The organism is Pseudomonas chlororaphis subsp. piscium, assembly GCF_003850345.1.
Classification (GTDB): domain Bacteria; phylum Pseudomonadota; class Gammaproteobacteria; order Pseudomonadales; family Pseudomonadaceae; genus Aquipseudomonas; species Aquipseudomonas piscium.
Window position 1 is genome coordinate 5,216,162 of sequence record NZ_CP027707.1, and the last position, 11,986, is coordinate 5,228,147.

Annotated in this window: 12 protein-coding genes; 10 read left to right on the forward strand and 2 right to left on the reverse strand. The window is 61.7% G+C overall.

Translation table 11 applies throughout. The features are described 5' to 3' along the window. Positions 1–12: 12 nt before the first annotated feature. Positions 13–1,179, reverse strand: coding sequence for an aminotransferase-like domain-containing protein (locus tag C4K38_RS23355; protein ID WP_053280388.1), 1,167 nt, complete (start codon positions 1,177–1,179; stop codon positions 13–15). Positions 1,180–1,261: 82 nt separating this feature from the next. On the opposite strand from C4K38_RS23355, the gene C4K38_RS23360 reads away from it, so the two are divergent. The 3 genes from C4K38_RS23360 (at position 1,262) to C4K38_RS23370 (ending at position 4,064) form a co-directional block, all read left to right on the forward strand. Further along, a complete protein-coding gene (locus C4K38_RS23360; RefSeq protein WP_009050207.1) occupies positions 1,262–1,696 on the forward strand; it encodes a MarR family transcriptional regulator in 435 nt (144 codons plus the stop codon). Positions 1,697–2,024: 328 nt separating this feature from the next. Then, the gene (locus C4K38_RS23365; protein WP_053280389.1) at positions 2,025–3,374 is read left to right on the forward strand and encodes an NCS2 family permease; all 1,350 of its coding nucleotides are present in this window, start codon (positions 2,025–2,027) and stop codon (positions 3,372–3,374) included. Between the two features lie 63 nt (positions 3,375–3,437). After that, positions 3,438–4,064, forward strand: a complete 627-nt coding sequence (locus C4K38_RS23370) for a LysE family translocator (RefSeq protein WP_053280390.1) — start codon at positions 3,438–3,440, stop codon at positions 4,062–4,064. Between the two features lie 188 nt (positions 4,065–4,252). Here the strand turns inward: C4K38_RS23370 and uraH are convergent, their stop codons facing one another. Further along, positions 4,253–4,606, reverse strand: coding sequence for a hydroxyisourate hydrolase (gene uraH, locus C4K38_RS23375; RefSeq protein WP_053280391.1), 354 nt, complete (start codon positions 4,604–4,606; stop codon positions 4,253–4,255). A 421-nt stretch (positions 4,607–5,027) separates the two neighbouring features. On the opposite strand from uraH, the gene puuE reads away from it, so the two are divergent. From puuE to C4K38_RS23410, 7 genes are all read left to right on the forward strand, one after another. Next, the gene (puuE, locus tag C4K38_RS23380; protein ID WP_053280392.1) at positions 5,028–5,954 is read left to right on the forward strand and encodes an allantoinase PuuE; all 927 of its coding nucleotides are present in this window, start codon (positions 5,028–5,030) and stop codon (positions 5,952–5,954) included. Next, on the forward strand, positions 5,951–6,466 hold the full coding sequence (uraD, locus tag C4K38_RS23385) for a 2-oxo-4-hydroxy-4-carboxy-5-ureidoimidazoline decarboxylase (protein WP_053280393.1): 516 nt from the start codon (positions 5,951–5,953) through the stop codon (positions 6,464–6,466). The genes puuE and uraD overlap by 4 nt, the downstream gene beginning before the upstream one ends. A 78-nt stretch (positions 6,467–6,544) precedes the next feature. Next, positions 6,545–7,540, forward strand: coding sequence for an allantoicase (alc, locus tag C4K38_RS23390; protein ID WP_053280394.1), 996 nt, complete (start codon positions 6,545–6,547; stop codon positions 7,538–7,540). Between the two features lie 129 nt (positions 7,541–7,669). Continuing rightward, on the forward strand, positions 7,670–8,173 hold the full coding sequence (locus C4K38_RS23395) for an ureidoglycolate lyase (protein ID WP_009050214.1): 504 nt from the start codon (positions 7,670–7,672) through the stop codon (positions 8,171–8,173). Between the two features lie 51 nt (positions 8,174–8,224). Further along, positions 8,225–9,544, forward strand: a complete 1,320-nt coding sequence (locus C4K38_RS23400; protein WP_053280395.1) for a urate hydroxylase PuuD — start codon at positions 8,225–8,227, stop codon at positions 9,542–9,544. Between the two features lie 152 nt (positions 9,545–9,696). Beyond that, positions 9,697–11,055: a nucleobase:cation symporter-2 family protein gene (locus C4K38_RS23405; protein WP_053280396.1), complete on the forward strand. Its 1,359-nt coding sequence runs from the start codon at positions 9,697–9,699 to the stop codon at positions 11,053–11,055. A gap of 145 nt (positions 11,056–11,200) precedes the next feature. Next, positions 11,201–11,986: an outer membrane protein OmpK gene (locus C4K38_RS23410; RefSeq protein ID WP_053280397.1), complete on the forward strand. Its 786-nt coding sequence runs from the start codon at positions 11,201–11,203 to the stop codon at positions 11,984–11,986.

The window sequence follows — 11,986 nt, forward strand, 5'->3', positions numbered from 1 at the left end:
GGCCCTCTCCTCTTAGGCTGCCTGTGCAGCCTGTGCTTGACGTACCACGGTGGCCAGCCGCTTGAGACCTTCGTCCAGACGCGCCGGATCGATATGACTGAAATTCAACCGCAGGTGACCTGGATTGCGGTCCGGCTCGGAGAAGAAGGGTTCGCCCGGCATGAATGCCACGTCCTGCTCCAGCGCCGCTTTCAGCAAAGTGCGGGTGTCCAGCGGCTGTTTCAAGGTCAACCAGAAAAACAGCCCGCCCTGAGGCACCTGCCAATCGGCCAGATCGCCGAAATGACGTTGCAGGGCGGCCTGAAAACCGTCGCGGCGAACCCGGTAGAAATCGCGCAACTCGCCCAGGTGCTGCTGATACTGCTCGGTACCTATCCATTGCAGCGCCTGCCATTGGCCGACACGGTTGGTGTGCAGGTCCGCCGATTGCTTCAACCGCAGCAGATGGGGAAACAGGTCCGGGCTGGCGATCAGGTAACCGACCCGCAGCCCTGGCAGCAGCGTCTTCGACACGGTGCCGGTGTAGATCCAGCTGGCCTTGCGCAGGCGCCCGACGATGGGCATGGCGCTGCCGCCGTCGAAAGTCAGCTCGCGGTAAGGCTCGTCTTCGATCAGGGTCACCCCGAACTCGTCGAGCAACGCCGCCACGGCATCGCGCTTGGCTTCGCTGTAGCGCACCGCCGAAGGGTTCTGGAAGGTCGGGATCAGGTAGATGAACGCAGGACGATGCTGCTCCAGGCGGGCGCGCAATTGCGCCAGATCCGGCCCATCGGCCTGAAGCGGCACGGTCAGGCAATCGGCGCCGAACAGCTGGAAGATCTGCAACGCCGCCAGGTAGGTCGGCGCTTCCAGCATGATCTCGGTGCCCTTGTCGATGTACAGCTTGGCCGCCAGGTCGAGGGTCTGCTGGGACCCGCTGACCACCAGCACCTGGCTGGCCTCGCACGGCACGCCCAGCGCCCGGGCCTGTGCCGCCAGGGCCTCGCGCAGCTGTGGCTCGCCCTCGCTCATGCCGTATTGGCCCATGGACACCGGCATCGCCTGCCAATCTGTCTTCGGCAGCATCGCTTCGGCGGGTAGGCCTCCAGCGAACGACATCACTTCCGGACGCTGCGCGGCGGCAAGGATTTCACGGATCAGTGAGCTTTTAAGACGCGAAACACGTTCGGAGAAGGCCATGAGGGTCACCAGTAGCGAAGGCGGAGGAAAATACGTCAAACTGCTTGACCGAAATTACGCCGACTTTCGCAGATACGTCAATATGCTTGACCTTAAAAACCAGACCACGCAACAAGCCGCCATGGAAGCCTTCTTCTTTGGTTACCAGGCGTTCACCGCCAAGGCCGACGAAATGCTCGAGCGCCGCGGCCTGAGTCGCGTGCACCAGCGCATCGTGTTTTTCATCGCCCGCTACCCGGGGCTGAGCGTGAAAGAACTGCTCACGGCACTGGGCGTGAGCAAGCAAGCGCTGAACATTCCACTGCGTCAATTGATGGAGATGCACCTGGTCAACAGCGTTGCCCCGGAAAGCGACAAGCGCAAACGCCTGCTGGAGCTGACGGAGGACGGCGCGCGCTTTGAACAATCGCTGCGGCGCGAGCAGGTAAAGCTGCTGCAACGGGTATTCGCCGAGGCCGGCGAGGCGGCGGTGGATGGCTGGCTGGCGGTGAACAAAGCCCTGGGCGAAAACCGCTGACACCACAGCCTGCGAGCGCGCAGCGGCCGTCAACCCGCATACCCGATGCTTCTGCAAGACCGCGTCAGCCCCATTGCGGCCGCTGCGCGCTCGATCGCGGGCTGCGCCAGCGGCTACAGGCCATATAGCCTTTCTGGCGAACTTTTCGCACACAACCTAAAAAACATTATTTGCTTTCTTTGTATACAAAAGCATAATTCGCCACGTGCGAGTTCCTGACCCATAGGTCAATAAAAGCCCGCAAGCCTTACATGCCTCAAAGAGCCGCTGCCCACCCTCACGTGTCCGGCTCTGGAAAAAATAATAAAACTCTTGAGGAGTACTCGCTGTGGAAAGCCGCAAATCCGAAGCCCCTACGCTGGAACTCTCGCCGCCGCTGAACAGTGGCTGGCTGGAGCGCATCTTCAAACTCAGGTTGCATGGCACCACGGTGAAGACCGAGCTGATTGCCGGTCTGACGACCTTCATCACCATGGCCTACATCATCTTCGTCAACCCCAACATCATGGCCGACGCCGGCATCGACCACGGCGCGGCATTCGTCGCCACCTGCATCGCCGCGGCCCTGGGTTGCCTGTTGATGGGGCTATACGCCAACTGGCCAGTAGGCCTGGCGCCCGGCATGGGGCTGAACGCCTTTTTCACCTACACCGTGGTCGGAACCATGGGCTACAACTGGGAAACCGCCCTCGGTGCGGTGTTCGTGTCCGGCGTGCTGTTCATGTTCCTGACCTTCTCGCGGATCCGCGAATGGCTGCTCAACAGCATTCCGGCCAGCCTGCGCTTCGCCATGGGCGCCGGCGTGGGCCTGTTCCTGGGGCTGATCGGCTTGAAGACCGCGGGCATCGTGGTCGATAGCCCGGCCACCCTGATCAAGCTCGGCTCCCTGCGCGAACCCGGCCCGCTGCTGGCGGCGATCTGTTTCTTGATGATTGCCGTGCTCAGTTATCACCGGGTGTTCGGCGCGATCCTCATCAGCATCATCACCGTGACCCTGGCCGGCTGGGGCCTGGACCTGGTGCACTACGAGGGCATCATGTCGGCCCCGCCGAGCCTGGCACCGACCTGGATGGCCATGGACGTCGCCGGGGTGTTCAACGTCAGCATGATCAGCGTGGTGCTGGCCTTCCTCTTCGTGCACATGTTCGATACCGCCGGCACCCTGATGGGCGTGGCCCAGCGCGCCGGCCTGGTCAACCCCGACGGCAAGATCGAGAACCTCTCCCGCGCCCTGAAGGCGGACAGCGCCTCCAGCGTCTTCGGTGCGGTGGTCGGCGTTCCGCCCGTCACCAGCTACGTGGAAAGTGCCGCGGGTGTCGCCGCGGGTGGTCGGACTGGTCTTACCGCAGTGACCGTAGGTGTGCTATTTATCGCAGCCATGTTTTTTGCACCGCTGGCTGGCATGATCCCCGCTTATGCCACCGCCGGTGCACTGATTTATGTGGCGATGCTGATGATGGGCGGCATGGCCCACATCGATTGGGAAGAGGCCACCGACAGCATCCCGGCGATCGTGACCGCAATCATGATGCCGCTGACCTTCTCGGTTGCCGACGGTATCGCCCTGGGTTTCATCACCTACGTGGCCTTGAAGGCCGGGACGGGCAAGTACAAGGAAATCTCCATCAGCCTGTGGGTGCTGTGCGCGATCTTTATCGCCAAGTTCATTTTCTTGTAGGCACATCGGTTTCAAACGGCCTCACCCCGTCGGGTGAGGCTTTTGCACATAAGGAGAAAGGCAATGAGCGTGGAAACCTGGCTGCTGTTCAGCGGCGCGGCACTGGTGGTGATCCTGATCCCGGGCCCGCTGTCCCTGCTGATGATCAGCAACAGCCTGAATTACGGTTTGCGCCGGTCCTACCCGGCGTTTCTCGGCGGCGTGTTTGCCTCGATCTGCCTGCTGAGCGCCTCGGCTTTGGGCCTGGGCGCCTTGCTGCTGGCCTCGGAACAGCTGTTCAGCGCCCTGAAAGTCGTCGGTGCGCTGTACCTGTTCTATCTCGCCTGGCAAAGCTGGCAGCAATCGCGGCAACCCTCCCTCGGCGCCGAAGTGCCCGAGGCCGCACCGAAACCGCGCTTTCGCGCACTGTTCGGGCGCGCTTTTGTGCTGGGCGCCAGCAACCCGAAAGACATTCTGTTCTTCGCCGCGTTTCTGCCGCAGTTTCTCAGCGCCGAACAACCCTTCCTGCCGCAACTGCTGATCATGATCGTCACCTGGACCCTGCTCGACCTGCTGTGCAAGCTGGCTTACGGCCTGGGTGCCCATGGTGCGGCGCGCTACCTGCGCAGCGGCAAGGGCCAGAGCTGGTTCAACCGGGTCAGCGCCGGGCTGTTCAGCGGTGCCGGCGCCGCGTCGCTGTTGAGCCGCTGAAAGCATCGCGGGCAAACCTCACTCCTACAGAAGCAGTGCAAATCCAGCAGGAGCGAGCGGGCGGCGATCCAACTTGCTCGCGATAGAGTCCTCACCAACAGCACATTTCCAAGGACGAAAAAAAGCCCGCAGTGTGAGCGGGCGAAAGACCAAAGAAGCTATTTGCGCAGGCTTCGTGGGGGAAAGTCCTAGCTTCCTCTGTAGGTCGAATAACTGTAGGGCGAGATCAGCAACGGTACGTGGTAGTGGTCTTGCTCGGCCGAGATGCCAAAACGCAGCACCACCACATCGAGAAACGCCGGCTCAGGCAGTTGTACGCCGCGAGCACGGTAGTAATCGCCGGCATGGAATTGCAGCTGGTAAACCCCGGTGCGGTAGTCATCGCCTTGTAGCAACGGCGCATCGCAACGGCCATCGCTGTTGGTCAGGGCACTGGCGACCAGTTCCAACTGCGCACCTTCGACCCGGTACAACTCAACCTTGATGGCGCTGCCTGGGCAGCCATGCGCGGCATCCAACACGTGTGTAGTCAAACGTCCCATTGATTCTGCGTGTCTGTGCGTGCTCACACGTCCAGACCTCGCGCCTCCTGAAGTCAGTTGATAAGGAGACCGCACCGTTTCGGAGCACGAAAAGATGCGGTGAGGAATTTATTAAGACACTTTTCAAAAAAATTGTACACAATAAAAATCACCCATTTCCGGGTACTTCTGCCAAGCCTCCGTATTCCCTTGATCAGCGGCTACACCATGAGAGCAGAAGACTTTTCATCCATTAGCTGACCAACCAGGCAGGTTTCTTGCAACACCCAGCCATGAGCACAATCGATGAAAAATGCAAAAAATCGGGCTTACAAACCGATTGAAAAGTTGTATACAATCAGTCCATCGCTGTGACGCCAGCCTGCCTTTCCCCCTCAGGCCCCGCCACGCCACCGTTATCACGATAAGAAGGAAGACTGCAGTGAGCGCTGACTACCCACGCGACCTGATCGGTTACGGCTCCAACCCTCCTCACCCTCACTGGCCGGGCAATGCCCGCATCGCCCTGTCGTTCGTGCTCAATTACGAAGAAGGCGGCGAGCGCAATATCCTGCACGGCGACAAGGAGTCGGAAGCCTTCCTTTCGGAAATGGTCGCCGCCCAGCCCCTGCAGGGCGAGCGCAACATGAGCATGGAATCGCTGTACGAGTATGGCAGCCGTGCCGGCGTCTGGCGGATCCTCAAGCTGTTCAAGGAATTCGACATTCCGCTGACCATCTTCGCCGTCGCCATGGCCGCCCAGCGCCATCCGGACGTGATCCGCACCATGGTCGAAGCCGGCCACGAGATCTGCAGCCACGGCTACCGCTGGATCGACTACCAGTACATGGACGAGGCCCAGGAACGCGAGCACATGCTCGAAGCGATCCGCATCCTCACCGAAATCACCGGTGAACGCCCGCTGGGCTGGTACACCGGTCGCACCGGCCCGAACACCCGGCGCCTGGTGATGGAAGAAGGCGGTTTCCTCTACGACTGCGACACCTACGACGACGACCTGCCCTACTGGGAAACCAACAACCCGACCGGCAAGGCGCACCTGGTGATCCCCTACACCCTGGACACCAACGACATGCGTTTCACCCAGGTCCAGGGCTTCAATAAGGGCGACGACTTCTACCAGTACCTCAAGGATGCGTTCGACGTGCTGTACGCCGAAGGCGCTGAGGCGCCGAAGATGCTGTCCATCGGCCTGCACTGCCGCCTGATCGGCCGCCCGGCGCGCCTGGCCGCCCTGAAGCGCTTTATCGAGTACGTCAAGGGTCACGATCAGGTCTGGTTCACTCGCCGCGTGGACATCGCCCGCCACTGGCAGCAAACCCATCCGTTCCAGAGGGCTGCGAAATGAGCACCTTCCAAACCCTGAAACCCTCGACCCTGAGCCGCGACGCCTTCGTCAAAGCCTTCGCCGATATCTACGAACATTCGCCATGGGTCGCCGAAAAGGCCTTCGACCTGGGCCAGGATGCGTCGATCGACCGGATCGACACCCTGCACCAGCGCATGAGCGACATCCTGTTGAGCGCCGATCACCAGAGCCAGCTCGCCCTGATCAACGCTCACCCGGACCTGGCCGGCAAAGCCGCCGTCCAGGGGCAACTGACCGAAGCCAGCACCAATGAACAGGCTGGCGCCGGTATTCACCAATGCACGGCCGAAGAGTTCCAGCGCTTCACCGAGCTGAACGACGCCTACAAGGCCAAGTTCAAGTTTCCCTTCATCATGGCGGTAAAAGGCAGCAACCGGCATCAGATCCTCGCGGCGTTCGAAGCACGCATCCACAACTCGGTGGACACCGAATTCCGGTGCGCGCTGGCGGAGATCAACAAGATCGCCCTGTTCCGATTACTGACTCTCTAGCAAGCCTGGCCCGAGTACGAAACGTACCCAGGGCCCTGCAAGCATCCCAAGCCACTCAATTAAAGGCAGACAAGAAGAATGAAAGCTTACGCCGTACCTTTCGAGAAGTTCGTCAACCTGGCCGACGCCCGCCTGGGCACCAAGATCATCTCGGTGACCGATGACTGGTTCGCTGACGCCAACCGTCTGTTCCAGCCGACCCCGGCCGTATGGAAGGAGGGCGTATTCGATGACAACGGCAAGTGGATGGACGGCTGGGAGTCGCGCCGCAAGCGCTTCGAAGGCTACGACAGCGCCGTGATCCGCCTGGGTGTGCCTGGCCAGATCAAGGGCGTGGACATCGACACCTCATTCTTCACCGGCAACTTCCCGCCATCGGCCTCCCTGGAAGCCTGCTTCCTGACCGCAGGTGAGCCGAACGAAAACACCCAGTGGGTGGAAGTGCTGCCGGCCGTCGAGCTGCAAGGCAACAGCCACCACTACCACGAGATCAACAACGACCAGGCGTTCAGCCACCTGCGCTTCAACATCTACCCGGATGGCGGCGTGGCCCGTCTGCGCGTGCATGGCATCCCGTACCGCGACTGGTCGGCGGTCGGCGACAACGAACAGGTCGACCTGGCAGCCGCCCTCAACGGTGGCCGTGCCCTCGCCTGCTCCGACGAACACTTCGGCCGCATGAGCAACATCCTCAACCCGGGCCGCGGCATCAACATGGGCGATGGCTGGGAAACCGCACGCCGCCGCACGCCGGGCAATGACTGGGTGATCGTCGCCCTGGGCCATCCGGGCGAGATCGAGAAGATCATCGTCGACACCCTGCACTTCAAGGGCAACTACCCGGACAGCTGCTCGATCCAGGGCGCCTTCGTCAAGGGCGGCACCGACAGCCAGATCGAAACCCAGTCGCTGTTCTGGCGCGAACTGCTGCCGAGCCAGAAGCTGGAAATGCACGCCGAACACACCTTCGCCGAGCAGATCAAGGCCCTGGGCCCGATCACCCATATCCGCCTGAACGTATTCCCGGACGGTGGCGTCAGCCGCCTGCGGATCCTGGGCAAGGTCGCGAAGTAATGCCGAGCCTGTAGGCGCGAAGCTTGCTCGCGATAGCGGTTGTCCGGCCTGACGCCATCGCGAGCAAGCTTCGCTCCTACAAAAACATGACTGACCGAAAAACCGAATTCACAGATTAAGAAGAACAGCATGCGCACATTGATGATCGAACCGCTGACCAAAGAAGCCTTCGCCCCCTTCGGTGACGTGATCGAAACCGACGGCAGCGATCACTTCATGATCAACAACGGTTCGACCATGCGCTTCCATCGTCTGGCTACCGTGGAAACCGCCACGCCGGACGACAAGGCGATCATCAGCATCTTCCGCGCCGACGCGCTGGACATGCCCTTGACCGTACGCATGCTGGAGCGCCATCCGCTGGGCAGCCAGGCTTTCATTCCGCTGCTCGGCAACCCCTTTCTGATCGTGGTCGCGCCACTTGGCGATGCACCTGTATCGGGCTTGGTCCGCGCCTTTGTCAGCAATGGCAGGCAGGGCATTAATTACCATCGCGGCGTCTGGCACCACCCGGTGCTGACGATCGAAAAGCGGGATGACTTCCTGGTGGTTGATCGCAGTGGCACAGGCAATAACTGCGATGAGCATTTCTTTGAAGAGGATGAGTGTTTGATCCTCGCCCCCCACCAATAAGAGAAGGTCTGATCACCCGAAAACAAGGGTGACAGGCGAGAGGTAAAGACTGTGGAAGCACATCTGTTGGAATGGCTCAACCTGAGCGTGCGTTGGGTTCACATGATCACTGGCGTGGCCTGGATCGGCGCGTCGTTCTACTTCGTCTGGCTGGAAAACAACCTCAATCGCGTCAACCCCAAGGACGGCCTGTCGGGCGACCTCTGGGCAATCCACGGTGGCGGCATCTATCACCTGGAAAAATACAAACTGGCCCCACCCTCCATGCCGGAGAACCTGCACTGGTTCAAGTGGGAAGCCTACTTCACCTGGATGTCGGGGATCGCCCTGCTGTGCCTGGTGTTCTACTACAACCCGATGCTCTACCTTGTAGCGCCCGGCAGCGGCCTGACCGGCCCTGAAGGCGTGGCCATCGGCATCGCTTCCCTGATCGCCGGCTGGTTCGTCTACGACTTCCTCTGCGACTCGCCCCTGGGCAAGAAACCCGCCCTGCTCGGCTTCATCCTGTTCGTGCTGTTGATCGCCGCGGCCTATGGCTTCAGCAAGGTGTTCAGCGGTCGCGGCGCCTACCTACATGTCGGCGCCATCATCGGCACCATCATGGTCGGCAACGTGTTCCGCATCATCATGCCGGCCCAGCGCGCGCTGGTGGCCGCCATCGCGGAAAACCGCACGCCGGACCCGACCCTGCCGGCCAAGGGCCTGCTGCGTTCGCGGCACAACAACTACTTCACCCTGCCCGTGCTGTTCATCATGATCAGCAACCACTTCCCGAGCACCTACGGCAGCCAGTACAACTGGTTGATCCTGGCCGGGATCGCAGTGCTGGCAGTGCTGGTGCGTCACTACTTCAACACCCGCCACGACAGCCACAAGTTCGCCTGGACCCTGCCGGTCGCGGCCCTGGGCATGATCTGCCTGGCCTACGTCACCGGCCCCGCGCAAATGGCCAAGGCTCCGGAAGTGGCCAAGGCGCCGGCGAAGATCGAGTACCAGCCACTGCCGGAAACCGCCATCGGCGGCGGCGCCAAGCCTGAAACCGCAGCGGCTCCGGCAACTCCGGCGGCTCCTGAAGTTGCTCCGACGCAAGCATCCACCGCAACCCAGGGCCCGAGCTTCGACAAGGTGCATAACGTGATCCAGGAACGTTGCACCGTCTGCCACTCGGCCAAGCCCACCAGCCCGCTGTTCAGTGCCGCGCCAGCCGGCGTGATGTTCGACACCCCGGAGCAGATCAAGCTCCAGGCCCCACGGATCCAGGCCCAGGCCGTTGCCAGCCAGATCATGCCGCTGGGCAACATCACCCAGATGACCCAGCAGGAACGTGACCTGATCGGCGCCTGGATCACCCAAGGGGCACGCACCAACTGAGTCACCGCTGAAAAACATCGCGGGCAAGCCTCGCTCCTACGGGAGCGAGGCTTGCCCGCGATCAACCGCCACGCGGTTGGCCTGCTGCAAAAAAGCTGTTCGCAACCACACAGCTTTCTAATCACAAGAATAAAAAAGACCCGAGGTGTTGCATGTCCGCGTTAACCGAACCGCGCATCCCCGACGCACCCGCCATTGCGCGACTGCCCCTTTTGCAACTGATCCTGGTCGGTTTGCAGCATGTCCTGCTGATGTACGGAGGCGCCATCGCGGTGCCGTTGATCATCGGACAGGCCGCGGGTCTGAGTCGTGAAGAAATCGCCTTCCTGATCAATGCCGACCTGCTGGTCGCCGGCATCGCTACCATCGTGCAATCCCTCGGCATCGGTCCCATGGGCATCCGCATGCCGGTGATGATGGGCGCCAGCTTTGCCGCCGTGGGCAGCATGGTGGCCATGGCCGGCATGCCGGGCATCGGCCTGCAGGGGATCTTTGGCGCGACCATCGCCGCCGGTTTCTTCGGCATGCTGATCGCGCCCTTCATGTCCAAGGTGGTGCGCTTCTTTCCCCCCCTGGTCACCGGCACCGTCATCACCTCCATCGGCCTGTCGCTGTTCCCGGTCGCGGTGAACTGGGCAGGCGGCGGCAGCCACAATGCCGAATTCGGTTCCCCGATCTACCTGACCATCGCCGCGCTGGTACTGGGCACCATCCTGCTGGTGCACCGTTTCATGCGCGGTTTCTGGGTGAACATTTCCGTGCTGATCGGCATGGGCCTGGGCTACGTGCTCTGCGGCCTGATCGGCATGGTCGACCTCAGCGGCATGGCCCAGGCGCCCTGGGTGCAGGTGGTCACCCCGCTGCACTTCGGCATGCCGCAGTTCCATCTGGCGCCGATTCTTTCGATGTGCCTGGTGGTGGTGATCATCTTCGTCGAGTCCACCGGGATGTTCCTCGCCCTGGGGAAGATCACCGGCCAGGAAGTCACCCCGCGCATGCTGCGTCGCGGCCTGCTGTGTGATGCCGGCGCCTCGTTTTTCGCCGGTTTTCTCAACACCTTCACCCACTCTTCGTTCGCCCAGAACATCGGCCTGGTGCAGATGACCGGCGTGCGTTGCCGCTCAGTGACCATAGTCGCCGGCTGCCTGCTGATCGTGCTGAGCCTGCTGCCCAAGGCGGCCTTCCTGGTGGCCTCGATTCCACCCGCGGTACTGGGCGGCGCAGCCATCGCCATGTTCGGCATGGTGGCGGCGACCGGGATCAAGATCCTCCAGGAAGCCGACATCACCGACCGCCGCAATCAACTGCTGGTGGCGGTGAGCATCGGCATGGGCCTGATTCCGGTGGTCCGCCCGGAGTTCTTCGCCCACCTGCCCCTGTGGATGAGCCCGATCACCCACAGCGGAATCGCCATGGCGACCCTCAGTGCCCTGACCCTGAACCTGCTGTTCAACATCCTGGGTGGCACCGAACGGGCCGCCAGCAACGCCCGACACGCCCACCAGCATTGAAGCCTGAACGGGGCGGCCTGGCGGTCGCCCCTGCTTGACCGTCGATACCCGAAATACACGCACGACAGGCAGACCCGGCACCGCGCCCGGTCGCAGTCGGCGGCTGCCTGCGCCTTGACAATAAAAACAAACAGGGAGCAACACGATGAGACATGCACACGCACGCCTGCTGCTGAGCGGTGGGCTGCTGGCGACAACCCAGGCCATGGCCGGTGATCTGCTGCTGTGGCAGACCAATAGCCTGACGTACCTGTACGGCAAGAATTTCGCGATCAACCCGTCGATCCAGCAGACGGTGACCTTCGAGCACGCCGACCGATGGAGGTACGGCGACACCTTCCTGTTCGTCGACAAGATTTTCTACAACGGCCAGGAAGACCGCAACAAAGGCCCCCACGCTTTTTACGGCGAGTTCAGCCCAAGGCTGTCGTTCGGCAAGATCCTCGACCGCTCATTCGCCTTCGGCCCGGTCAAGGACGTGTTGCTGGCCATGACCTACGAATATGGCGAAGGCGACAGCGAGGCCTACCTGATCGGCCCCGGTTTCGACCTCACCGTTCCGGGCTTCAACTATTTCACCCTGAACTTCTACCGCCGCCAGACCGAAGGCCCGCGCCCCGGCGACGGTGTCTGGCAGATCACCCCCTCCTGGTCCTACAGCATCCCACTGGGTCGCTCGAACCTGTTGATAGACGGCTACCTGGACTGGGTGGTGGACAACGACCAGAACGACCGCGGCACCTACCACGCCAACCTGCATATCAACCCGCAGATCAAATACGACCTGGGCAAGGCCCTGAGCCTGGGTGAGAAGCAACTGTATGTCGGCCTCGAATACAGCTACTGGAAAGACAAGTACGGCATCCAGAACAGCGCGAACCTGGACACCAACCAGAACACCGCCAGCCTGCTGGTGAAGGTGCATTTCTAG

Excerpts from the sequence above, each read along its gene's own strand:
- C4K38_RS23355 (WP_053280388.1), bottom strand. The coding sequence starts at position 1,179 with ATGGCCTTCTCCGAACGTGTTTCGCGTCTTAAAAGCTCACTGATCCGT.
- C4K38_RS23360 (WP_009050207.1), top strand. The coding sequence starts at position 1,262 with ATGCTTGACCTTAAAAACCAGACCACGCAACAAGCCGCCATGGAAGCC.
- C4K38_RS23370 (WP_053280390.1), top strand. The coding sequence starts at position 3,438 with ATGAGCGTGGAAACCTGGCTGCTGTTCAGCGGCGCGGCACTGGTGGTG.
- uraH (WP_053280391.1), bottom strand. The coding sequence starts at position 4,606 with ATGGGACGTTTGACTACACACGTGTTGGATGCCGCGCATGGCTGCCCA.
- uraD (WP_053280393.1), top strand. The coding sequence starts at position 5,951 with ATGAGCACCTTCCAAACCCTGAAACCCTCGACCCTGAGCCGCGACGCC.
- alc (WP_053280394.1), top strand. The coding sequence starts at position 6,545 with ATGAAAGCTTACGCCGTACCTTTCGAGAAGTTCGTCAACCTGGCCGAC.
- C4K38_RS23395 (WP_009050214.1), top strand. The coding sequence starts at position 7,670 with ATGCGCACATTGATGATCGAACCGCTGACCAAAGAAGCCTTCGCCCCC.
- C4K38_RS23405 (WP_053280396.1), top strand. The coding sequence starts at position 9,697 with ATGTCCGCGTTAACCGAACCGCGCATCCCCGACGCACCCGCCATTGCG.
- C4K38_RS23410 (WP_053280397.1), top strand. The coding sequence starts at position 11,201 with ATGAGACATGCACACGCACGCCTGCTGCTGAGCGGTGGGCTGCTGGCG.